Origin of the sequence: Sphingomonas sp. H160509 (assembly GCF_024124765.2) — a bacterium.
Classification (GTDB): domain Bacteria; phylum Pseudomonadota; class Alphaproteobacteria; order Sphingomonadales; family Sphingomonadaceae; genus Sphingomonas.
The window spans coordinates 1,965,267-1,986,597 of the sequence record NZ_JAMXSR020000002.1 but is presented as its reverse complement, the minus strand read 5'-3'; the positions used below and the strand labels follow the sequence as shown (position 1 = coordinate 1,986,597).

Below are 21,331 nucleotides of genomic sequence, written 5' to 3'. Positions count from 1 at the left end.
TCAATCGCAACGCGTCAGTGAACGATCATTCCGCGGCGATCGGGTGGTTCGTCTCGCGGCGCTCCGTGGCCATCGCCGTCATGACCGCGCGCTCCAGTCCGTTGAGCGTGAACGGTTTACGCAGCACCTCGTGTCCGCCGAACTGCGCGACGTTCACTTCGCCGGCAAAGCCCGTGACGAACAGCACCGCGACGTGCGGGTAGAGCGGCGAGAGCGCGGCGATCATCTCCGGTCCGGTCTGGCGCGGCATCAGCACGTCGGAAATGATCAGCCCGATCCCCGGGTTCGCCGCCAGCAGCGCCGGCGCCGCAAGCGGATCGTCGCACGCTATCGGATGATGCCCGATCTCCTCCAGCGCGCCGGTCGTCGCGGCCAGCACGCGCGGATCGTCCTCGACCACCAGGATCTGCAACGTCTCGGGCATCGTCGGCGCGATCGGCTCGACCATCGCGATCGGGACGGTCGGCAGGGGCGTCGCGACCAGCTCGGCGGCGCGCGGGAAATAGAGCGTGACGGTCGTCCCTTCGCCCGGCGCAGAAACGATGCCGACCTCGCCGTGCAACTGCTGGACCAGCGCAAAGATCTGGCTGAGCCCGAGCCCGGTGCCCTTGCCGACTTCCTTGGTGGTGAAGAACGGCTCGAACACGCGCTCGGCGACGTCGGGCGCCATCCCGCAGCCATCGTCGCCGACCATGATCGTGACGTAATCGCCCGCCGCGCACCGCCCGACCTGCTCCGCTGCCAAAGTTATCGTGCCGGTCGCGACGGTCAGCGTGCCGCGTCCGTTCATCGCGTCGCGCGCGTTGACCGCCAGGTTCAGCACCGCGTTCTCCAGCTGGACGCGGTCGGCGCGGACGCACCCGCCGACCGCATCGTCGCGCACGATAACGGTGATCGCGTCCCCCAGCGTGCGGTCGAGCAGGTCGGACATCCCGGAGACCAGCGCCGCCGCGTCGATCGTCTCGGCCTTCAGCGAATCCTCGCGGCTGAAGGCGAGCAGCCGGCGAGTCAGCGCTGCGGCGCGGTTCGCACCCTCGGTCGCGCTGTCGATATGGCGGCGTACGCTGGCCGGATCGCTCGCGAGATTGCGGCGCGCCAGTTCTAGGCCGCCCAGCACCACCGCCAGCATGTTGTTGAAGTCGTGCGCGATCCCGCCGGTCAGCTGCCCGACCGCCTCCATCTTCTGGATTTGGCGCAGCTTGGCCTCCCTGCACGCGCAGTTCGGCGGTGGCGGCAGCGACCGCGGTGGTCAGCTCGTCCGCGCGCTCGCGTTCCAGCTCCGCATCGGCCAGCGCGGTCGCCCGCTCGCCGACCGCGCGGATCGTGAACCAGCCGAGCAGGATCGCGCCGAGCACGATCAGCACACCGAAGATGGCGAGCACCCCCGCGACCCAGCTCGACCGCTCGACCGACCCCAAGGCCGCCGCCGTCCGGTCGTCGAGCAACGCGCGCTCGCGTGCGATCAGCGTATCGAGCGTCGTGTTGATCTCGATGAGCGTCGGCGCCTTTCGCCCTTGGTAATAGCGTGCGAGCGCCTGGCCGTTCTTGCCGTAGCGCGTGTTGAGCGCCGTCAGCGACAATTCCCGCCCGCGCGCGTCATAGGCGGCACGCAGCCGATCGACTCGCGGCTGCTGCTCGGGATTGTCGTTGGTGATCTGGTCGAGCCGGTCGATCTGCGTCCCCGCGAGCAACCATTCGTCGAAATAGAGCTGCCCCAGTTGCTTGTCGCCGCTGATGACGTACCGCCCCAGCGACGCCTCCGACCGCGCGATCGTCCCGGACAGCGTCCGCGCGAGGATCATCACGTCATAGCTGTGCGCCTGTAGTTCGAGCGCACGGTCGCGCTGGCGATTGGCGTGGCCGAGCGTCACGATCAGCGCAATGAGCACCGCCGCACCGAGCAGGCCCATCACGACCAGCATGGCTATGCGCCATCTCGCCCCGCCTCCCTGGGCCGCCATCTCGACCTCGTCTTGCGTCACGGCCGGCATCCTAACGCGTCGTTGCCCACACGCAATGACCTGGAATGCCGGTACGGATCGAACATTTCACGGATGTTTCCTCCTCCCCGCGGGAGGAGGGAAACCGTCAGCCGATCACGCCGACGGCGCGGCCAGCCGTCTCGAACATGCCGAGGATCGTCGTGATCTGCTCATCGGTATGCTCCGCGCACAGCGAGCACCGCAGCAGGAACGTCCCGGCGGGCGTTGCCGGCGGCCGCGCCATATTGACGTACAGCCCGCCCTCCAGCAGCGACTGCCAGATCGCGATCGCCTGTTGCTGGTCGGTCAGGATCACGGCGATGATCGCCGAGTCGGACGTCTCGGTGCCGAGCTTGAAGCCCATCGCCTTCAGCCCGCCGTGCAGCCGGCGTGCGTTCTTCCAGAGCTGCGCGCGCTTGTCGTGCGCGGTCATCAGCTTGCGGATCGAGGTCGCGGCGGTGGCGACCACCGACGGCGGCAGCGACGCGGTGAAGATGTACGGACGGCATGCGAAGCGCACCATCTCGAACTTCGGGTGGTTCGACACGACGAACCCGCCGACCGTGCCGACCGACTTCGAGAAGGTGCCGACGACGAAATCGACCTCGTCGGTCAGCCCCATCTCCTCGTACACGCCGCGACCGTTGGGGCCGAAGAAGCCCATCGAATGCGCCTCGTCGACCAACACCATGCAGCCATGCTTCTTGGCGACCGCGACCATCTCCTTCAGCGGCGCGATGTCGCCGAGCATCGAATAGACGCCTTCGAGCACTACCAGCTTGCCGGCTTCCTTCGGCAGGCGGCCGAGCCGCTTGTCGAGATCGGTCACGTCATTGTGGCGGAAGCGGACGATCTCGGCATTGCCCTGCTTGCAGCCGTCGTAGATCGACGCGTGGCTGTCGGCGTCGAGGATGACGTATTCGCCCTTGCCGGCGAGCGTCGAGATGATCCCGAGATTGGCCATGTACCCGGTCGAGAACACGATCGCGCCGGTCATGTCGTAGAATTCGCGCAGCGCCTGTTCGACGTCGATGTGGTCGTGGAACGTGCCGTTGAGCATCCGGCTGCCGTTGGTGCCCGACCCGAACGCGTCGAGCGCGTCCTTGCCCGCCTGGATGACGTCGGGATCGAACGTCATGCCCATGTAGTTGTACGTGCCGAGCAGGATCGTGTCCTTGCCGCGGATCACCGCCTGCGTCGGGCCCTTCACCTCGTCCATCACGATCGCGAACGGATTGCGCACGCCACTGGCGATCAGCGCCTCGCGTTCAGCGATCAGCGCGTCGAATTTCGACATCAGGTCGCGTTCGGGGGCGACCTCCGGAGCGTCGACGGGGAGGGCGTGGGCGGTGGTGGCGGCTTCGGTCATTCTATTGATTCCATGAGGTTGGAATGTGTATCCCAACCGTTCGTCCCGAGTAGCCGTCGAGCGTGTCGAGATGGCGTATCGAAGGACATGTACCTCGATACGGGCTCTCGGCTACGCTCGATCCCTACTCGGCACGAACGGCAAGGGGGGTCAGGCCTTCAACTTCGCGACCGCGTCGACCAGCTGGCCGACCGTCTCGATCTCGGCCTGCATGTTCATCGTGATGATGATGTCGAATTCGTCCTCGATCGCGGCGACGAAATCCATGACGGTCAGGCTGTCCCACTCGAGGTCGCCCTGGAACGTCGTCGCATCGGCGAGGGCGACGCCCTTCTTGTTGAACGGCTCGATCTGCGCGGTGACGGTATCGTAGATCTGCTGGCGGTCGCTCATCGTAATCCTTCCGAGTGTCGGCGCAGTCCTGACAGGGAATTGCGGCGGCTTTTCGGCGCTATAGCAGCCCGGCGGCGCGATACCACGCCGCGGTTTGCGCGAGCGCCTGCGGGGTCGGAACGGACGGCGTCCACAGCGCGGCCGGCGGCGGCTTGTGCGAGACCCAGTCGGGGTGGCAGAAATAGCTCACCCGGTCGCGCGTGAGCTTGGCCTTGCCGCGCCGGATGAGCCGGTCGGCGGCGGAGGCGAGCGTCATGATGGCCCGGGGCGTGGAGATCACCTTTATCGGCTTGCCGACCGCGACGCCGATCGCGCGTGCGAAGTCGCGGTTGTCCCAGCCGTTCGGCACCCCGTCGTCGGGCTCCATGATAGACGGCGCGTCAGCACTTTCGGCGAGCGCGAGCAACAGCGTGGTCAGGTCCTCGACATATAGCAGCGAGACGCGCGTGCCTGCCGGGGGCATCGGCAGATACCCCGACCGGGCCGCCTTGAAGAGATCGAGAATATCATGATCGCGCGGACCAAAGATCGCGGGTGGGCGGACGATGGTCCAGTCCAACCCCGATGTCTGGACGCGCGTCTCCGCTTCGGCCTTCGACCAGCCGTAGTTCGACAGCGTCGACTCGCGCGCGGCGAGCGAGGAGACGTGGACGAAGCGGCGAATGCCGGCCGCTCGCGTCGCCTGAAGGATGCCTTCGGTGCCGGCGACGTTGCCCTCGGCAAAGCCCGCACGGTTGGCCGCGTTGACGACACCGGCAACGTGGATCACCACGTCCGCGCCTTCGACCAAGGTCGCGAGGCTCTTGGGACGATCGAGCGCACCTTCGATCCAAGTCACGCCGATGCGCTTGGCCTGTGGCTTCCGCGCGAGCGCACGAACCGTGTGCCCCGTCTCCAGCGCATGATCGATCAAATGGCTGCCGACGAACCCGGTGCCGCCGGTGATTGCCAAGATCATGACGGCGCTCCCGAGGTAGCAGTAGAAGTATGTTCACCCGCGAAGGCGGGTGCCCAGTCTGGGCACCCGCCTTCGCGGGTGAACAAGGTGCGGCCCATCATACGAGCGCTAGGTGATTGCGGTGCACGAGTGCGGATCTTGGAGCGTAGCCGAGGATGGCCGCATGATCGTCGCTATGACGTCCGAGCAGGCGTGCTGTGTCCGCCGCGTCATACTCCGCAAGGCCCCGCGCGACAGTCCCGGCCGGCCCTTCGATCGTCACGAGGTCGCCCCGCGTGAAACCGCCGTCGATCCGTGTCGCGCCCGTGGCGAGCAAACTCCGCCCCCCGTCCAAGCGCAGCCGCGGCTCCCGCATCGACATGAATCGCCCCCCTTCGCGGTCAGCCCCCCCGCCAGCCAAGCCTTCCGTGCAGACGCCGTCCGCTCGGCCGTAAAGATCGTATGACGGGCAGGGGGTGGACAGCGGATGCTCGATCCGCCCCGACGCGATCGCCAGCGGAATACCAGCGCCGGTCGCTATCCGCGCCGCGGCGATCTTCGAGGCCATCCCGCCCGAACCCATCCCCGAGCCCGACCCGTCGTCCGCCATCCCCGCAACCGCATCGATCCGGCCTACGCTAGCAATATGAGTCGCGGACGGATCGACATGCGGATTGGCGGTGTAGAGCCCATCGACGTCGGACAGCAGGATAACGCCCTGCGCGCTGGCGGCTTGCGCCACGCGCGCGGCGAGGCGGTCATTGTCGCCGAACCGGATTTCCGCGGTCGCAACGCTGTCGTTTTCGTTGATGACGGGCACGACTTTTAGCGACAGCAGCCGGTTGAGCGTGGCCGCGGCGTTGAGATAGCGGCGGCGGTCTTCGAGGTCGTCCAGCGTGACGAGGATCTGCGCCGCGTTAAGCCCCTGCGCGGCGAGCAGTTCGGCCCAGACTTGACTGAGCGCGATCTGGCCCGTGGCCGCCGCAGCCTGCGCGTCTTCAAGACTTGCTCGGCCGCCCTTCGACAAGCCGAGCCGCCGCGCGCCGAGCGCGATCGCACCGGAGGACACGATCGCGACCTGCTGGCCTTCACCAGTCCGGGCGGCAATGTCGGCAACGAGACCGGTCAGCCACTCCCGCCGAACGCTCCCATCACGATCGACCAGCAACGCCGATCCGATCTTCACGATCAGCCGGGGGCAAGACGACGGTGGAAACATCATGCATTCCCCTCCCGCTTGCGGGAGGGGGTTAGGGGAGGGGCGGGCGTGACCTGTCGGCAAGAAAGCCCTCCCCCCGACCCCCTCCCGCAAGCGGGTGGGGAGAAATCGAAAGCCAACCCCTCTCCCCGCGGGGAGAGGGGCCAAGACGGCGCCTACAGCGGCGACCATGCGACCGGCACTTCGCCTTCTTCCAGTTCCTTCGCCGCGCCCGGCGCCGGCCCAATCGCCTCGATCAGCTGGTCCAGCACTGCCTCGATGCCAGCGCCACTCGCCCCCGAAATCGCCATCACCTCGGCACCGCTGGCTTCGGCCAGTTCCGCCGACAGCGCCGCGATCAGTTCCGGATCGAGCATGTCGATCTTGTTCAGCGCGACGATCACCTTCTTGTCGGTGAGCCCCTCGCCGTAATTCTCCAGCTCGTCGCGCACGATCCGGTACGATTCGGCCACGTCACGGTCGTTCGCATCGACCAGATGCAGCAGCACCCGGCACCGCTCGATATGCCCGAGGAACCGGTCGCCGATCCCCGCACCTTCGGCCGCGCCCTGGATCAGCCCCGGAATATCCGCGACCACGAACTCGCGCTGCTTGTGGCGCACCACGCCCAGCTGCGGACGCGTCGTCGTGAAGGCATATTCGCCGACCTTGGCCTGCGCGTTCGTCACCTGGTTGATGAAGGTCGACTTGCCCGCATTCGGCAGCCCCACGAGGCCCGCGTCGGCGAGCAGTTTCAGCCGCAGCCAGACCCACGCCTCGCCGAACGGCCAGCCGGTACCGTGCTGGCGCGGGGTGCGGTTGGTCGAGGTCTTGTAGCTCGCATTGCCGCGCCCGCCGTCGCCGCCGCGGAACAGCACTTCGCGCTGGCCGACCTCGGTGAAGTCGATCAGCACCTCTTCCTTATCCTCGGCCAGCACCTGCGTGCCGAGCGGAACGCGGATGACGAGGTCCTTGCCGCCCGCGCCGGTGCGGTTCGAACCCGACCCGCCCGAGCCGCGCGGCGCGCGGAAATGCTGCGTGTAGCGGAAGTCGATCAGCGTGTTCAGGCCGGCGATGCATTCGAACACGATGTCGCCGCCCTTGCCGCCATTGCCGCCATCGGGGCCGCCATATTCGATATATTTCTCGCGGCGGAAGCTGACGGCACCGGGGCCGCCCTCACCCGAACGTACGTAGATCTTGGCTTGGTCTAGAAAATGCATCGCCGCCCCATAGCGAAATTGGCGAAAATCTCCACCCTCTGCGATTCGGCTCGCGATTTGCCCTCTGGTTCGACCCGCTCAGCAGCGGGGAGGGGCGGCGGCGTCCTTGCTGGCGAGCAGTGCGTCAAGCGCCAGTTCGCGTGCCTTGCCGACCGGCAGCCCGAGCGCGCGCGCCATCGGTGCCCCCATCAGTGCGTCGCCGAGCGCCATCAGCACCAGCGTCAACGTCTGTTCCTGGATAGGCTGGTCGCCGGGCATGTCGCCCTCCGCCAGTTCGTCGACGAGATCGTGGATCGCGGTCAGGATCGGATCGAGCGCGTTGGTATTGCCCGACAGGATCATCCAGCTCGCCAGCGCCCCCGCGCCGCCCTTGCCGAATGCATCGAAGGTCATCTCCACCACCTCGCGCGGGTCGAGCTCGCCCGCCCGCACGCGCAGCACCGCCGCGCCGATCGTCCCGACGATGTCCGCCGCCATCCGCGTGATCAGCGCGGTATGCAGCGCCTCCGCCGAGCCGAAATGATGCAGGAGATTGGCATGCGTCCGCCCGACGCGGCCTGCCACGGCCTTGAGTGTGACGGCGCTGGGACCGCTCTCGACGAGCAGGGCCCGCGCAGCCTCGACGGCAGCTTCACGCGATTCGGTGGGGGAGAGGCGCTTGCGCGGTGTTGACGTCACGGACCGGGAAACCTATTTACATCAATGTAAGTAACGAGTGTTCATTCCTGTTTGGAGGTTTCCGTGGCGAAAGCAACCACGCCTGCCGATCTGACGATCACCCCGCGCGACCGCCGCTTCGGCCGCGGTGCCGCGATTCGCCGTTGGTGGCTGAACGACGATCCCATTGCGACCGCGTTCTACAACGCGCTGTCGGTGACGTTTCCGAAGGGCGAAGGCTATTTCGTCGACAGCGTCCGGAAGTTTCGCGAAGGCACGCCGCCGAAACTCCATGCCGAGATCAACGCCTTCATCAAGCAGGAGGTGATCCACACCCGCGAGCACGTCGCGTTCAACCGGCACGTCACCGACCAGGGCTATGACGTCGCGCCGCTAATCGTGGATGTCGATGCGGCACTGGCGCTGACCAAGGGCCGCCCCGAGATCGCGAGCCTCGCCGCCACCACCGCGCTCGAGCATTTTACCGCGATGCTGGCGCACGAACTGATCGCGAATCCGAAACACCTCGCGGGTGGCGACCAGCAGGCGGCGGCGCTCTGGCTATGGCATGCCGCCGAGGAGATCGAGCACAAGGGTGTCGCCTACGACACATGGCTGCACGCAACTCGCGATTGGCCGCGCTTCACGCGCTGGCGGGTGAAGTCGCTGGTGATGCTGATCACGACGTGGCGCTTCTTCACCGGTCGCGCGAGGGGTATGGCGGAATTGTTGCGGCAGGACGGGCTGACCGGGCCTCGCGTCTGGGCGCGGATGGCGTGGTACGCGTTCGGCAACCCGGGGATGGCGCGCAAGATCGCGGGCGTCTGGGCCGCGTATTTCCTGCCGGGCTTCCATCCGTGGAAGCACGACGACCGCGCGCTGATCGGCTTGGCGGAGAGCGAGTATGAGGCGGCGGTTCTGCCATCGGCGAAGCGGGTGGTCGCGGTGGCCTGAGCCTTGGGCTTCGAATTCTCCCTTCCCTCCTAGTTCTCCCGCGAAGGCGGGAGCCCAGGATACCAAACGACACCGCCTGTGATTCCTGGAGCCCCGCCTTCGCGGGGGGAACAGTTAGTGAAGAGCAACTGCCCGCCTAAACATACACCCCACCCCGGCGAAGGCCGGGGCCCAGTTGGAAAGGTTGCAGTAACGGAGGGATATCCTCTGTTAGAGACGTCCCCCAACTGGGCCCCGGCCTTCGCCGGGGTGGCGTACCTTTAGAGGGTAGCGAATCTCCGACTTACGCCGCCAAAGGCATCGGCGCACATCGGTCGTTATCCAAATCCAGCTCGAACATCACCGCAGGAGCCTCACCCCCACGCCCGCGCGAGGTCCGAGCCTCAACCCGCCCAGTCGGCCGAAACCCGAGCTTAGCCAGCACGCGCCCCGACGCCGGGTTATCGACAAAATGAAACGCATCCAGCCGCCGCAAACCAAGCGCATGCCGCGCCATCGCCACCACGGCTTCACCAGCCTCGGTAGCATACCCGCGGCCCCAGGCATCCGGCGCCAGCCAATAGCCAAGCTCATGCCCCGCATCCGCCGCGCGGATACCGATCCCGCCGACGAGTCGCGGCGTACCCGCTTCCATCGCTTCGATCATGAAATGGGGATCATGTGGCCCACGCGGCTGCGCCAGAAACGCCTCGGCATCCCCCAGCGCATACGGCCAGGGCGCCCGCGCCAGCTTGGCGACCACCGACTCATGGCCGATCGCCCGCGCCAATGCAGGCGCATCTTCCGGCCAACCCGGCCGCAATGTCAGTCTCTTGGTGCGCGCGAACACGGCTCTCTCCTATCGCGTCATTGGCTGCGCGCATGCCACGTCGGGATGACGGGACCGCGACAGCCGCGTGGAGGGAGCAATAAAAAGGGAGCCGGGGTGACCCGTCTCCCTTATTCAGGTTCGCTTTCGCGACCCGGGTCACCCTGGTGGGCAACCCGGATGGTTACCCGATGTTATTCGGCTGCTACCGGCATCTCTGCCGTGTCGTTCGCTGCCAGCTCGACCGAGCAGAACTTGCGACCGAGTTTGCCCTGGCTGAACACGACGCGGCCATCGACCAGCGCGAACAGCGTGTGGTCGGTACCGATGCCGACGTTCGTGCCCGGGTAGAACTTCGTCCCGCGCTGACGCACGAGGATGTTGCCGGCGACGCACGCCTGGCCACCGAACTTCTTGACGCCGAGGCGACGACCGGCCGAATCGCGACCGTTGCGCGAAGAGCCGCCTGCTTTCTTATGTGCCATCTGAAGCTACTCCTTATGCCTGAGCGGCCGGGGCATCAGCCTCGGTCTGCTTGGCGGTCTGGCCACCAACGCTGACGATCTTCAGGATCGTATGCTGCTGGCGATGGCCGTTCTTACGACGATAGTTATGACGACGACGCTTCTTGAAGACGATGACCTTGTCCGCCTTCGCCTGCGCGATGATCTCTGCAGCGACGACGAAGCCCTCGACGGACCGCAGCTCGGAGCCTTCGCCCGCCAGCAAAACGTCACCCAGCGTCACCGACGCACCTGCATCGCCCTCGATCTTCTCGATGACGATCTTATCTCCGGCGGCGACGCGATACTGCTTGCCGCCCGTGCGCACGACTGCGAACATGGCCCTTGTCACTTTCCAAATACGTGTATCCCACGAACGCAGGGTCCGCCGGAAGAAGCCGGGCAGCTAAGCGAGGGGGGGAGAGTTGTCAACCGCGAAGGGGCGGGAAAGAGGGGGCGCGTAGGGTCGTCCACCACAACTGCACAAGATTTTCCCCGCGAAGGCGGGGCCCAGACTGGCCGCCCGTCTTCGCGGGAGAACAAACTTCACTGGATCAAAGTGATTCGCCCTTAGTGCCGATGAACCTGCCGCAGCGCGTACCGACCATCCGCATATTCACTGAACAGCCCATCGATCGCCGGATGGTCGACCGGCTCGTCGCTATCGTCCGGCACCAGGTTCTGCTGGCTCACATAGGCGACGTAGCTCGACTCCATGTTCTCCGCGAGCAGATGGTAGAAAGGCTGGTCCTTGCGCGGACGGATGTCCTCGGGGATCGCCGCATACCATTCGTCGCTGTTCGCAAACACGGGATCGACGTCGAAGATCACCCCGCGAAAATCGAACAGCCGATGCCGCACGACGTCGCCGATCGAGAAATTTGCGTGCGAGATCGGCGGTGCGACCACCTCGGCGGGCACGATCGGGCGGGTGATGTCGTGAGCGATACTGTCGTGTCGGGGCATATCGGCCAATTTAGGGTTTGTTTTGCGCCGCACAAGGAAAACGCGTCGAGCGGCGCTTCGAGCTCCAAAACCCTCTTGCATCGCTGGGGCCCTTTCATTAGAGGCCGCGCTTCGACCGATCGGAGGCGCTGTTCGCAGAGCTTCGGATGACCTGCGGAGAGGTGGCAGAGTGGTCGAACGTACCGCACTCGAAATGCGGCGTACCCGCGAGGGTACCGTGGGTTCGAATCCCACCCTCTCCGCCATTTACCTATTCAAGTACGGCCCTGAAAGGGCGTAGTTCCGTGTGATCGCCAACGGGCGTGCCGTGCAGACTGGGCCGGTCTTTCAAGTGTAGCAGTATTTGCCGGAGTGATCCGCGTGATAAGCGTGACGTTCGTACTCAACCGGTGCGCGCCGACACAGGTAGTGGGCCTACGTCATGCTGGGGACGTCCCGCTGGATCGGTTCGCGCGGCGGCGAGGTACGCGCCGGTGACAAATACGACGCCACCAACGACGTTACCAACGGTCACCAGCAGCAGGTTTCGTGCCGCGCCTACGAGATCGATCGTGGCTGCCGGAACGAAGAGACCAAGGCTCAAGGCCGTCATGTTCGCGACGGAATGCTCGAACCCAGCAGTGACGAACGCGAAGAGCGTCCACGACAGCGCCACCATTTTGGCTGTATCGCCCTCGACCCGCACCGCAGTCCAAAGCGCGAGGCACACGAGCCAATTGCAGAGGATGCCCCTGGCAATGAGCGCCATCGCGCTGGCTTCGACCTTGTGTGCGACATAGGCGTGCAGATTTTCCGCACCCGCCGCAAAGATCGCGCCGCCGCCGCCTGCAGAGAATATGGCCGCGAGGACCAAGGCACCCGCAAGGTTCCCCATCCACACCACTATCATCAGGCGAATTGCATCATTCCAGGAAATGCTGCGTCGTGCGAGGCCGAAGCCTACATACATCACGTAACCCGTGAACAACTCGGCTCCCGCGAATACAGTAAGGGATCAGGCCGATGCCGAACACCGCTCCCATCAGCAGCGGCCGGACGCCCGGCGGGACCCCGGCAGCCGCGCTGAGCGACAAGATCATGGCGATGCCGATATAGCTGCCGGCGAGCATGGCGCCGATGAAAAAGCCGACGGGCGAGCGGTTGAGGCCAGCCGCCTTTTCCTTGGCCAACTCGGCGAAATGGACGATGCTGGGCTGATACATGCTCAAAGATCCTTGCTGACGGTGCGACCCGATACGCCGGCGTGGCCCACTATTCGGTCCGGTTCTTCGGTCCCGGCGGACCGCGTCAGGCGGACAGGCACGGATTTGTAGGACGGCGTCAGGCTTTGCGGATCGCTGTGGTCCAGCGCGATCAGCGGCTGCGTCTCGGGATAATAGGACGCGCAGCATCCGTCGGGCAGAGCATAGCGGACGATCGTGAGATTGCGCACGACCCGGTCAGGTCGGGCATGATCCAGCGCGGTCCAGAGATCGACGACGTCACCCTCGGCGAACCCCAACCGTTCGATGTCCGTCGTGCCCATGAAAAGGATATCGCGACGGCCGAACACCCCGCGATACCGGTCGTCGAGTCCATAGATCGTCGTATTGTACTGATCGTGCGATCGAAGCGTCGTCAGTCGCAGGACGTCGGGTTCCGACACAAGCGCATCTTCCTCCAGTCCGTCGAAGATCAGGAAATTGGCCTTGCCGGTCTTCGTCTTCCACACCCGCATTGCCGCCGAGTTCGGCAGTTGGAACCCACCAGGTGTCCGGATCCGATCGTTGAAGGCCTCGAATTCGGGAAAGACCTTTTCGATGTCCTCCCGGATCAAGGCGTAGTCCCCGGCCAGCGCATCCCAGTCGACCCGTGCTCGCGATCCGACCGTTGCCTTGGCAATCCCGGCGATGATCGCCGGCTCGGAGCGAAGCTGGTCGCCGGCCGGTTTCAGAAACCCGCGCGAGGCATGCACCATCGACATGGAGTCTTCCACCGTCACCGCCTGTGGCCCCGTCGCCTGGAGATCCGCCTCCGTACGACCAAGGCAGGGCAGGATGTAGGTCGCCCGCCCCGTCAGCAGGTGCGTGCGGTTGAGCTTGGTCGTGATGTGGACGGACAGTTCGAGGCGCCTGAACGCCTTGAAGCAGGCTTGAGGATCGGATGCCGCCACCGCCAGATTGCCGCCGAGGCAGACGATCGCCTTGGACCGGCCATCCAGCATGGCCTGGATCGCCTCGACGACCGAATGGCCGTGCCGCCGCGGCGGTTCGAAGTCGAAGACATCGGCCATCCGGTCCAGGAAGGCGGTCGACGGCTTTTCGGTGATGCCGACCGTACGATCGCCTTGCACGTTCGAATGTCCACGAAGCGGACAAATGCCGGCGCCTGCCCGGCCTATATTACCCTTGAGCAGCAGCAGATTGGCGATCTGCTGCACATTTTCAGTACCGGTCCGGTGTTGCGTGATCCCCATGCCGTAGCAGAGAATGGTCGCGTCAGCCTTGGCATAGGCGACGGCGACCATCTCGAGATCGGCGCGACGCAATCCGCTCGCGCGTTCGACCGCTGCCCAGTCTGTCGCCGCGAGATCCGCGGCGTACGTCTCGAATCCCGCTGTATGGCCAGCGATGAAGGCGTGATCGAGAACCGGTGCGGTGTCGTTCGCCCGAGCCGCGATATCCATTGCCACCAGCGCCTTGCAGACGCCCTTCAGTGCTGCGGCATCGCCACCGACCTTCACCTGAAGATATGTCGTCGCGATAGGCGTCGACGAGTATGTCGCCATTTCGATCGGCGATTGCGGTGCCGCGAACCGTTCGAGCGCTCGTTCCTTCAGCGGATTGAAGACCAGGATCGTCGCACCCCTGCGGGACGCATCGCGCAGGGGTGTCATCATCCGCAGATGGTTGGTGCCAGGATTGTGGCCCATCGAGATGATCAGGTCGGCAGCGTCGAAATCCTCGAGCGTGACTGTGGCTTTGCCGATGCCGATCGACTTCGGGAGGCCGACAGACGTCGCCTCGTGACACATGTTCGAGCAGTCGGGGAAGTTGTTCGTACCGTATAGCCGGGCGAACAGCTGGAACAGGAACGCTGCTTCGTTCGATGTCCGTCCCGAGGTATAGAACTCGACTTGGTCCGGATCGCCGACCGCGCTCAGTCCGGCACCGATTTCCGCCAGCGCAGCGTCCCACGATATCGGCAGATAATGGTCGGTCGCGGCATCGTAGCGCATCGGGTGAGTGACGCGGCCCTGATCTTCTAGCCAATGGTCGGACCGCTCCCAGAGTTCGGCGACCGTATGCTCCGCGAAGAAGTCGGGACCGATGCGACGTGCGGTCGACTCCCATGTGACGGCCTTTGCGCCGTTCTCGCAGAATTCGAACGAGGACGTATGCTTGGGGTCGGGCCATGCGCAGCCGGGACAGTCGAAGCCGTTCGGCTGGTTCGCTTTCAGGAGCGTACTGATCCCCTGAACGACGACGTCCTGGTGTCGAAGCGTCTGCGCCAGCGCCCGCACCGATCCCCAGCCGCCGGCCGGCGCATCATACTCTCGGATACCCTCTGGACGGCGTTCGGTCATGGTACATCCTCTGTTTGAAGATGACCTTGAGCCGATGATGTCGTTCAAGACACTATACGAACGTTTGGGTACTTGGTGCGGCACTCTTCCGGTCGGATAAGGAAAAACTCTCGCGTCCCACCAGTTTAGTTCTAATCTCGTGCCGATCAGTTAAAGCACCCAGTATGGAATCCCGCCATCGGTAATGTGCGAACATACCTGCGCGATTGTTTGGCGAAGAAACATTCCGGCGCTGTATGAACTAATTCAACTATACGAAAAGCTGAAGCACGTTCCATGTTTATGGTGTTCGGCACTGCCTATGTAGATCGATCGGGAGATAAATGAAGGAATGGAAATGCGTACATTCAACGGCCTGTTCGCCGCCTTATCCGGTTTGGCGGTTCTGATAGCAACACCAGCGCTGGCCCAGCATGGTGGCGGTGGTTCGCACGGTGGCGGTGGTTCGCACGCGGGGGGAGCGCCGGATGGTGGAGGATTTCACGGCGGCGGTGGTGACGGCCATGGTGGTGGCAATCATGGCTATGGTGGACAGCCCGGCGGTGGAGGATACCACCCTGGGGGTGGCTACGGATTTGCCAACGGGGGGGCATGGATATCATGGTGGGCACGGGTATCGTGATGGCTATGGACGCGGCTATTATCCGGGTTACGGCTATGGTGGATATTCCGGCTATCCGCTGGGTTACGGATTTGGCGTCAACTTGCTCGGGTATGGCGGATATTATCCGTACGGCGACGATCAGAACTGCCCCTATTGGGACCCTGACGATCAGGTCTACGACGACTATTGCGATTGAGGGCCGAGGGGCGTCCGTCCTGGCTCGACATGTCGCGAGATCAACGCGATGCACGCAAAAGTAGTCAGCGTGGGGATGAGCGGCGTCAGTGAGGGGCGCCGCCGTCGTCACCAGAACAGCGGCGATTGCGCCGCAAGGCAAGGCGGCAAGCGGCAGCCATCGGGAGTTCGTCCAGCTAGCATTCCCGTCGACGATATCGTGTACTAAATCCGTCAGGACACCGGTTACATACGTCGTTGGCGGGCCATGCTCGACTCCGCCACGTTTCACAGCAACCGTCTGTAGGGCCATGCCAGCAGCGGACCCAGAAAGCAGAAGGCAAACGAACCCGCGGGTGTGCGGTCCAAACCACCACAACAGGGCTACCATCACATGGCATCCAGCCGCCGCCGTTAGTGCCGCATGGACGGGGTTGCCATGCCGTGAACGGGTGAGCCGAAATCCAATGAAAGGGCAATGGTGAAGCCAGTTGTTGCGGAAAAGGCGTCGATCAAGACCGTGCCATAGTCGGTTGCTCGAACATTGCTTCCAATACGGCGTTGCCAGTCATGTTCGCGGTGAAGATTCCGCCCAACATCGAGAAAGCAAAGGCATCTGCGGCACCCGCCCCGAACGCGAGCAGCGGTAGGGCAACTCTGCTGCGACCAAGAGAGGACCTCGCCTTGGCTGGATCAAGGGGGGCGTCGGTCTGCAGCATCTGGTGGCTTCTCAGCGATCGATCGCATTACCCGCTCAGACTTTCCTGCCATGAAGCAACGGCGTAAATCGTGGTAAGTCTCGACCGCGCTATGGTGCAGCACCAGTATTGCTGCCTGACAAAGAGCGACTTGTACCAAGCGGAATGATGGCAACCGCCAAACTGATTTCGCGAGGAACGTTTTCTCGCTAAGCCACTTATCAAGGCCGGGCGTCGCTCGTCTTCCCTGAAGCGCCTTTCGCGGCCGCTTCGATAACCGCTGCGACTTCGTTTGGTCTAGACTCGTATACCGAGTGGCTGGCGCCCACGAGTGTCGAGGTGTGGCTGTTGGCGCGCCGATAGTAGAATGCTTCCAATTCTGGACTGATGATCTTGTCCGATCCGGCAATGATGCCCCAACTGGGCTTTGATCTCCATGCGGCGGCGGTCATCGGTGTCGTGAAGACGCTTGCCGCCGTCAGAACCTGCGATTGCGCCTCGAAAACGGCCTGTTCGCGCGGCAGGTCGGCAGCGAAGAATGCGGGGAACATCGACCGGGTCAAATACGTGAAGCCGTCCGCAGTCTTTTGCGTGGCTGCCGGCGAGTTCTTCAAGGCACTTGGCGTCTTGGCACCCATCGCGGCCTCGTTCTCGCCGACGTCGGGCGCGTGTGCCGCGACATAGACCAGGCCCACGACGTGCGAGTCCATTCCCGCGACGGTGATAACCGATCCTCCGTAGCTATGCGCGACGAGGATCGTCGGCCCGTCCTGGGCAGCCAGAATGCGCGTGGTTGCGGCGACATCCGCATGAAAGTCCGTCAGCGGTTCTTGAACGATCGTGACGTGATAGCCCTTGCGCGTCAGGATATCGAACACCGGTTTCCATCCCGAGCCATCCGCCCATGCGCCATGGACAAGAACGATGTTCTTGACGGTTTCGGCGCTAGCCACCGCTGGAGTCGTCGCCAGTAAAGCACTGGCTGCAAGCACGAGTTTGGACCGGAATTTCATGGAGGATGATCTTTCTTGGCCAAGTATCGGTTGTGGGTATCACTAGCAAGCGTGTGATTGCGTCCGTTATGCGTGCTAATAGGTTCCATCTATTAGAATGTCCGGGTGCTGCCCAAGTATACAAAGGTATATCAATCAACATATCTGAAAATCTAACCTGTATAGTGATCAGGCAAAATCTATTGATAGGCATGAAAGGGCGATCTCGTGCCGATCGTCGTCGATACGTGTCGTTCGCCTCGGAACGACGCATTTCATTATACGGTCAGCACGATCTTGTATCAGCGTAGGGTTTCCAGCAACGGAACGAGTCCGGTGGGGGTGTACATCTCTCTCGGTGCTCCGTTACTGGAACGGGGGTCGATGCTGCGGTCTCCTCACATGCATGGACTGTTCGTTCAAAGGTGATCGCCGCCGCTGTTCTTGTTGGTGCGCCGGCGCGGGGCGATTGCGGCACCGGCCAAGGCGATCGCCCCACCCAGCAACGTGGCCAGCAGCCTTTCCCGGTCTGCGCCTGGTAAGGCTCCACCCGCCAAAGCGATCATCAGAAGAACGCTGGTCGTGATGGCTGCGCTAAACACGGCATATCGTGCCTGCTGGAGACCGAATGAAACGCTCGCTGTGAGGATTGCAAAGGTTGCCGTCCAGGCGTCGGAGGGTGCGATACGCGTCAGGCCCGACGCAACGATGATCCCTGCGATTGTCCCGGCGATACGTTCCAGTCCCTGGCCGGCGGTATCACGCAGTCCCGGCTTCAGAACGAGCATCGCGGTCATGGGCGCCCAATAGCTGTGGGCGAAGCCAGCCGTTCGGCTTGCTAGGAGTGCGACCGATATGCAGATGGCCGCGCGCAACGCGTGAAATCGGACTTCGACCGTGCTCGAATGATCGGCGGGGCCGGGAATTGTCGGACGGGGTTCGCCAATGAGATGTATCATCGCCATGACGCTGACGCACTGAAGCGCCGCACCTCCGGCAACGATTGCGGCACGAAGCGCCCCATCCGTAACCGTACCTGGGAAGCTTGCGGCCAGCAGAAAGGCGATGATGATCTGCAGGCACGCCCACCAATGGTCTGCGTTACGGCGTGATAGCGCGCCGCAGCACGCGCCCAGTATAGCGGTGGCGGCAAGCTCGACGATCGGGTCATTGCCGACAAGCGTGCCAATGAACGCCACCGCCGTCATACCAGTGCCGGTAAGAACCACTGCGTAGCTACGACTTCGCCAAAATTTCTTGGTTACGCCAAAGCCGACGGAATAGGCTGCGCCCGCCGCAATTCCAGCGGCGATCTGCTCATGGAGCTGGACTCCCCCGAACAGCAGCAGCGCCATACCCGGCAAAGGGATCAAGGCGGCATACGCGTCGAATTGAAGGATCGCGCGCAACTGCGCTGGTACAGTTTTGCTGGGGGGCGGCATCCTTATATCCCGATCCTTGAACCCTGTAATGCGAGGTACGCCGCGGCGTTGTCGCTGGATCTAAACTGCGAGGTCGCAGCGTAAATGCTCCAGCGCGCGATAGCATCGGCAGAGGTGCTTCTCGACGCCGCTCACCGTGATGCCCCGTTCCCGTGCAATTTCGGCGTGGCTGGCACCTTCGATACGATAGCGCTTGAATATGGCGGATGCGCGCGCGCCCATCGTGGTCAGCCAGCCTTCGACAGCGCTGAGTTGCTCGCGGACGATCAAGGTCGTTTCGGCTGATGCTTCGAAACTGCCGATTGCTACTGGTCCAGTACACTCCACCCAGAGGCCATCACGCCGCTGCCGGCGAAGTCTAGTGCGGTAATGATCGGCAACGAGGTTGATAGCCATGCGGTAAAGGAACGCGCGGGGGTCATCGAGAAGAGGTGTCGTCTGGACCCTTGCATCCGTCCAGCGAGCCTTCAACCAGAGTTCCTGGACAATATCTTCCGCTGCTTCGCCGGTACCGCGCGAGCGTATAAATCCGAGTAGCTCGATAATTCTCAAGAAACGAGGTCTCCAGCCGATCGTTCGGGGTCGGTAGCGTGATGTCGGGACGGGTCATCTGTACCTCGCGATGCTGGGACGTGACGTCTCGGAATTTGGCGTTTCTAGGGAATGGCTGTCCGCGCCCTGCGACGACGTTCTGAAAAAAGGGGGGCTGCGACGATCCCGATCAGGGAGCTGCGGCTTCACCGAGGAGCGCGTAAACCTGTTCCCTCAGCGCCGCGACGTGAGCAAGATCCGATGACCGGTCGGCATCGGCGCGCGCCGTGACGTTCGGGCAATCGGCGGCGATGATGACGTCGACGACGTCGTCTGTTGCAATGGTCGGATCCTTCGATCGCATCTGCCGGATCGCCTCGGCGATTGTGTTCTCACGATCCGGTCCGGCAAGGCGTGAGGTCAAATCGCGTATGAATGCCTTCCCGATCGCGGGCGACGCAACGCTGTAGCCGTCACCGCAGCGCGGCAGTTTGCCACCGTCGGCGCAGGACATCAGAAGGAGGGTCGCACTGGCCGCAAAAAGGGCAATTCGCATCGTCCACCTCTTGATCTTGCTGGATATCAATGGCGCAGTCGCCGCCAGGAGGCGGGAGTCCGCTGGGGGCAAAATCACCGTAACGCCCCCCATCTACCGAGGCGGCGTTGAGGGGTGTCGAGCAGTCCGTGGGGGGGAGGGGGAAGACTGCCCGACAAACCGGTAATTATCCAGTTGGGCCGGGTTGGAAAAGTATACTTAGGTGTAGCGTTACCCCGTATAATACTAAGTCGTAAGAAATAAATTCAGTACAGATGGCGCGAAAGTGGCAGCTTATTGATGCTTTGTGCCCACGTGATAACCGAAGTCGCAGCGATATGCGTCTCTGTGCATCGTTGACGTCACGATGGAGCGATCGGCGTTTGTTTGATCGTCGCATGATTTGCCGCACTATTGTAAGGGAGTTCGCAATGCTTGATCGCAGAACGCTTCTCGTAACAGGGGGAGCTGCAATGTTGGCGCCGATACTCGGCGGAACGAGCGCTACTGCATCCTCGGCGGCTGGCATACCGCTATGGCGTAGTCCGCCCGAAGGTGGGGGACCGAGCGGCGCTGAGTTAATCGGTGCGACGGGCGCCGTGACGAATATCGTGATGCCGACGATCGAAATGGTTGCGCCGAGCCGCCCCAACGGCGCAGCGGTGCTGGTCGCCGCCGGTGGAGGCTATAAGCGGATCGAAATGGCAAGCGAGGCAAGGCCGGCAGCAGGTTGGCTGGCAGCCCACGGCATTACCGCGTTCATTCTGCGGTATCGCCTGCCCGGGGAGGGCTGGAATGCAGGACCGTTGGCGCCGCTCCAGGATGCACAACGGGCACTACGAATGATACAGGCGAACGCTGACACGTGGAGGATCGACCCGTCCAGGCTCGGCGTGCTGGGGTTCTCTTCGGGCGGACACCTCATGGGGCTCGCGGCAACCCGCTCCGGCTTTGCCTCCTACCCGCCGGCCGACGCGATCGATGCGTTTTCGGGACGACCGCAGGATGCCGCGCTGATCTATCCGATCATCACGTTGCAACCGCCCTATGATCACACATCGTTGCGCCGCGTGCTGATCGGTTCTAGACCGAGCGCCGCCGAGAGTGCCGAATGGTCGGTCGAGACGCATGTCCGGGCGAAATGTCCGCCGATCTTCCTGGTCCAGGCGGTGGATGATCCGATCTCGAATCCGCAGAACACGATCATTATGGCAGACGCGTGTCGGGCGGCGAACATCCCCGTCGAGCTGCACCGTCTCGCGAGCGGCGGTCACGGGTTCGGTATGGGCTCGCCAAACACGCCGACGGGGGGTGTGGCCTTCCTGGTATTCCGGGTGGCTCCGCACGCGAGGAATGCTCGTTTAGGGACTTACAGCATTGTCTCGGTTGTCCTCGTGGCGCTCAACGCTGCCGTAATTGTCGCCAGCAGTTCGTCCGGATCGACAGGCTTCGTCAGGAACGCGCCAATGCCATCTCTCTGCGCACGTTCGCGTAAGGCGGGGGGTAGGGAAAGCGGTCATGATGATCGTCGGCGGCGGCGATCCGCGTCGCATCAATTCTTCCCGCAGGTCCAGCCCGGATATGCCGGACATGTGCACATCGGTTACCAGGCAATCGAAATGGCTATGTCCAGGCGCTTCGAGAAAGGCTTCGGCGCAATCGAACACCGTGCCGGTCATACCCGCGGACCTGATCAAACTGTCGATACTGCGTAAAATGCCGGGATCGTCATCAACGATCGCGATAGTCGGTAAACCAGACACACCATGCTCCACGGTCAAGATTTTATCGTGTTAGAAC

The 21,331-nt window shown here is 63.5% G+C and carries 20 protein-coding genes, 1 tRNA gene and 4 pseudogenes; 4 read left to right on the top strand and 21 right to left on the bottom strand.

What is annotated here, in order from left to right; genetic code table 11:
* Nucleotides 1-25 precede the first annotated feature (25 nt).
* The 7 genes and pseudogenes from NHF48_RS25980 to NHF48_RS11360 all read right to left on the bottom strand — a co-directional run bounded on the left by NHF48_RS25980 (nt 26) and on the right by NHF48_RS11360 (nt 7,780).
* Nucleotides 26-1,991, bottom strand: a pseudogene (locus tag NHF48_RS25980) (ATP-binding protein).
* Nucleotides 1,992-2,088: 97 nt separating this feature from the next.
* Nucleotides 2,089-3,351, bottom strand: coding sequence for a serine palmitoyltransferase (gene spt / locus NHF48_RS11385; protein ID WP_253071182.1), 1,263 nt, complete (start codon nt 3,349-3,351; stop codon nt 2,089-2,091).
* A 150-nt stretch (nt 3,352-3,501) separates the two neighbouring features.
* Complete coding sequence (locus tag NHF48_RS11380) at nt 3,502-3,744, bottom strand: acyl carrier protein (RefSeq protein WP_056055832.1); 243 nt, start codon at nt 3,742-3,744, stop codon at nt 3,502-3,504.
* A 58-nt stretch (nt 3,745-3,802) separates the two neighbouring features.
* Entirely contained in the window at nt 3,803-4,702 is a 900-nt protein-coding gene (locus NHF48_RS11375) for an NAD-dependent epimerase/dehydratase family protein (RefSeq protein WP_253071181.1), read from the bottom strand.
* A 97-nt stretch (nt 4,703-4,799) separates the two neighbouring features.
* Nucleotides 4,800-5,903 (bottom strand): annotated as a pseudogene (gene proB, locus NHF48_RS11370) (glutamate 5-kinase).
* Nucleotides 5,904-6,055: 152 nt separating this feature from the next.
* The gene (gene obgE, locus NHF48_RS11365) at nt 6,056-7,102 is read right to left on the bottom strand and encodes a GTPase ObgE (protein WP_253071180.1); all 1,047 of its coding nucleotides are present in this window, start codon (nt 7,100-7,102) and stop codon (nt 6,056-6,058) included.
* 78 nt (nt 7,103-7,180) lie between these two features.
* Nucleotides 7,181-7,780 carry a TetR/AcrR family transcriptional regulator gene (locus tag NHF48_RS11360; protein WP_056489557.1) on the bottom strand — a complete coding sequence of 200 codons (600 nt, stop codon included), beginning with the start codon at nt 7,778-7,780 and terminating at the stop codon, nt 7,181-7,183.
* A gap of 63 nt (nt 7,781-7,843) precedes the next feature.
* Between NHF48_RS11360 and NHF48_RS11355 the strand changes: the two genes are divergently transcribed.
* The gene (locus NHF48_RS11355) at nt 7,844-8,713 is read left to right on the top strand and encodes a metal-dependent hydrolase (protein WP_253071179.1); all 870 of its coding nucleotides are present in this window, start codon (nt 7,844-7,846) and stop codon (nt 8,711-8,713) included.
* 283 nt (nt 8,714-8,996) lie between these two features.
* Here NHF48_RS11355 and NHF48_RS11350 read toward each other — a convergent pair whose 3' ends face one another.
* The 4 genes from NHF48_RS11350 to hspQ all read right to left on the bottom strand — a co-directional run bounded on the left by NHF48_RS11350 (nt 8,997) and on the right by hspQ (nt 10,990).
* Nucleotides 8,997-9,542, bottom strand: coding sequence for a GNAT family N-acetyltransferase (locus NHF48_RS11350; RefSeq protein ID WP_253071178.1), 546 nt, complete (start codon nt 9,540-9,542; stop codon nt 8,997-8,999).
* Nucleotides 9,543-9,715: 173 nt separating this feature from the next.
* Complete coding sequence (rpmA, locus tag NHF48_RS11345) at nt 9,716-10,006, bottom strand: 50S ribosomal protein L27 (protein WP_132738101.1); 291 nt, start codon at nt 10,004-10,006, stop codon at nt 9,716-9,718.
* Between the two features lie 13 nt (nt 10,007-10,019).
* Nucleotides 10,020-10,364, bottom strand: coding sequence for a 50S ribosomal protein L21 (gene rplU, locus NHF48_RS11340; protein ID WP_056065957.1), 345 nt, complete (start codon nt 10,362-10,364; stop codon nt 10,020-10,022).
* 230 nt (nt 10,365-10,594) lie between these two features.
* The gene (hspQ, locus tag NHF48_RS11335) at nt 10,595-10,990 is read right to left on the bottom strand and encodes a heat shock protein HspQ (protein WP_253071177.1); all 396 of its coding nucleotides are present in this window, start codon (nt 10,988-10,990) and stop codon (nt 10,595-10,597) included.
* 155 nt (nt 10,991-11,145) lie between these two features.
* Between hspQ and NHF48_RS11330 the strand changes: the two genes are divergently transcribed.
* Nucleotides 11,146-11,235, top strand: a tRNA-Ser gene (locus NHF48_RS11330).
* Between the two features lie 137 nt (nt 11,236-11,372).
* Here NHF48_RS11330 and NHF48_RS11325 read toward each other — a convergent pair.
* Genes NHF48_RS11325 through NHF48_RS11315 form a run of 3 tightly spaced genes read right to left on the bottom strand, consistent with a single transcriptional unit; the run spans nt 11,373 to nt 14,555 of the window.
* Complete coding sequence (locus NHF48_RS11325) at nt 11,373-11,957, bottom strand: formate/nitrite transporter family protein (protein WP_263816845.1); 585 nt, start codon at nt 11,955-11,957, stop codon at nt 11,373-11,375.
* Nucleotides 11,893-12,192: a formate/nitrite transporter family protein gene (locus NHF48_RS11320; RefSeq protein ID WP_253071175.1), complete on the bottom strand. Its 300-nt coding sequence runs from the start codon at nt 12,190-12,192 to the stop codon at nt 11,893-11,895. The genes NHF48_RS11325 and NHF48_RS11320 overlap by 65 nt, the downstream gene beginning before the upstream one ends.
* A gap of 2 nt (nt 12,193-12,194) precedes the next feature.
* Nucleotides 12,195-14,555, bottom strand: a complete 2,361-nt coding sequence (locus tag NHF48_RS11315) for an FdhF/YdeP family oxidoreductase (protein ID WP_253071174.1) — start codon at nt 14,553-14,555, stop codon at nt 12,195-12,197.
* 467 nt (nt 14,556-15,022) lie between these two features.
* On the opposite strand from NHF48_RS11315, the gene NHF48_RS11310 reads away from it, so the two are divergent.
* Nucleotides 15,023-15,355 carry a hypothetical protein gene (locus NHF48_RS11310; RefSeq protein WP_253071173.1) on the top strand — a complete coding sequence of 111 codons (333 nt, stop codon included), beginning with the start codon at nt 15,023-15,025 and terminating at the stop codon, nt 15,353-15,355.
* A 111-nt stretch (nt 15,356-15,466) separates the two neighbouring features.
* Here NHF48_RS11310 and NHF48_RS25975 read toward each other — a convergent pair.
* The 6 genes and pseudogenes from NHF48_RS25975 to NHF48_RS11285 all read right to left on the bottom strand — a co-directional run.
* Nucleotides 15,467-15,802 (bottom strand): annotated as a pseudogene (locus NHF48_RS25975) (DUF1275 family protein); the annotation flags it as partial.
* A 43-nt stretch (nt 15,803-15,845) separates the two neighbouring features.
* A complete protein-coding gene (locus tag NHF48_RS11305; protein ID WP_263816844.1) occupies nt 15,846-16,052 on the bottom strand; it encodes a DUF1275 family protein in 207 nt (68 codons plus the stop codon).
* A 200-nt stretch (nt 16,053-16,252) separates the two neighbouring features.
* The gene (locus tag NHF48_RS11300) at nt 16,253-16,984 is read right to left on the bottom strand and encodes an alpha/beta hydrolase (RefSeq protein WP_253071172.1); all 732 of its coding nucleotides are present in this window, start codon (nt 16,982-16,984) and stop codon (nt 16,253-16,255) included.
* Nucleotides 16,985-17,442: 458 nt separating this feature from the next.
* Nucleotides 17,443-18,465, bottom strand: coding sequence for an FUSC family protein (locus NHF48_RS11295; protein WP_253071171.1), 1,023 nt, complete (start codon nt 18,463-18,465; stop codon nt 17,443-17,445).
* Nucleotides 18,466-18,525: 60 nt separating this feature from the next.
* The gene (locus tag NHF48_RS11290; protein ID WP_253071170.1) at nt 18,526-19,017 is read right to left on the bottom strand and encodes an RNA polymerase sigma factor; all 492 of its coding nucleotides are present in this window, start codon (nt 19,015-19,017) and stop codon (nt 18,526-18,528) included.
* 169 nt (nt 19,018-19,186) lie between these two features.
* Nucleotides 19,187-19,552 carry a hypothetical protein gene (locus NHF48_RS11285; protein WP_263816843.1) on the bottom strand — a complete coding sequence of 122 codons (366 nt, stop codon included), beginning with the start codon at nt 19,550-19,552 and terminating at the stop codon, nt 19,187-19,189.
* 254 nt (nt 19,553-19,806) lie between these two features.
* Here NHF48_RS11285 and NHF48_RS25970 point away from each other — a divergent pair.
* A pseudogene (locus NHF48_RS25970) lies at nt 19,807-20,799 on the top strand (alpha/beta hydrolase); the annotation flags it as partial.
* 93 nt (nt 20,800-20,892) lie between these two features.
* Here NHF48_RS25970 and NHF48_RS25965 read toward each other — a convergent pair.
* The gene (locus NHF48_RS25965) at nt 20,893-21,294 is read right to left on the bottom strand and encodes a response regulator transcription factor (protein WP_446741212.1); all 402 of its coding nucleotides are present in this window, start codon (nt 21,292-21,294) and stop codon (nt 20,893-20,895) included.
* Nucleotides 21,295-21,331: the final 37 nt, after the last annotated feature.

What these genes read in the sequence shown, in the direction of transcription:
- spt (WP_253071182.1), bottom strand. Translation starts at nt 3,351, where the DNA reads ATGACCGAAGCCGCCACCACCGCCCACGCCCTCCCCGTCGACGCTCCG.
- NHF48_RS11380 (WP_056055832.1), bottom strand. Translation starts at nt 3,744, where the DNA reads ATGAGCGACCGCCAGCAGATCTACGATACCGTCACCGCGCAGATCGAG.
- NHF48_RS11375 (WP_253071181.1), bottom strand. Translation starts at nt 4,702, where the DNA reads ATGATCTTGGCAATCACCGGCGGCACCGGGTTCGTCGGCAGCCATTTG.
- obgE (WP_253071180.1), bottom strand. Translation starts at nt 7,102, where the DNA reads ATGCATTTTCTAGACCAAGCCAAGATCTACGTACGTTCGGGTGAGGGC.
- rpmA (WP_132738101.1), bottom strand. Translation starts at nt 10,006, where the DNA reads ATGGCACATAAGAAAGCAGGCGGCTCTTCGCGCAACGGTCGCGATTCG.
- rplU (WP_056065957.1), bottom strand. Translation starts at nt 10,364, where the DNA reads ATGTTCGCAGTCGTGCGCACGGGCGGCAAGCAGTATCGCGTCGCCGCC.
- hspQ (WP_253071177.1), bottom strand. Translation starts at nt 10,990, where the DNA reads ATGCCCCGACACGACAGTATCGCTCACGACATCACCCGCCCGATCGTG.
- NHF48_RS11320 (WP_253071175.1), bottom strand. Translation starts at nt 12,192, where the DNA reads ATGTATCAGCCCAGCATCGTCCATTTCGCCGAGTTGGCCAAGGAAAAG.
- NHF48_RS11315 (WP_253071174.1), bottom strand. Translation starts at nt 14,555, where the DNA reads ATGACCGAACGCCGTCCAGAGGGTATCCGAGAGTATGATGCGCCGGCC.
- NHF48_RS11310 (WP_253071173.1), top strand. Translation starts at nt 15,023, where the DNA reads ATGGTGGAGGATTTCACGGCGGCGGTGGTGACGGCCATGGTGGTGGCA.
- NHF48_RS11305 (WP_263816844.1), bottom strand. Translation starts at nt 16,052, where the DNA reads ATGCTGCAGACCGACGCCCCCCTTGATCCAGCCAAGGCGAGGTCCTCT.
- NHF48_RS11295 (WP_253071171.1), bottom strand. Translation starts at nt 18,465, where the DNA reads ATGCCGCCCCCCAGCAAAACTGTACCAGCGCAGTTGCGCGCGATCCTT.
- NHF48_RS11285 (WP_263816843.1), bottom strand. Translation starts at nt 19,552, where the DNA reads ATGCGAATTGCCCTTTTTGCGGCCAGTGCGACCCTCCTTCTGATGTCC.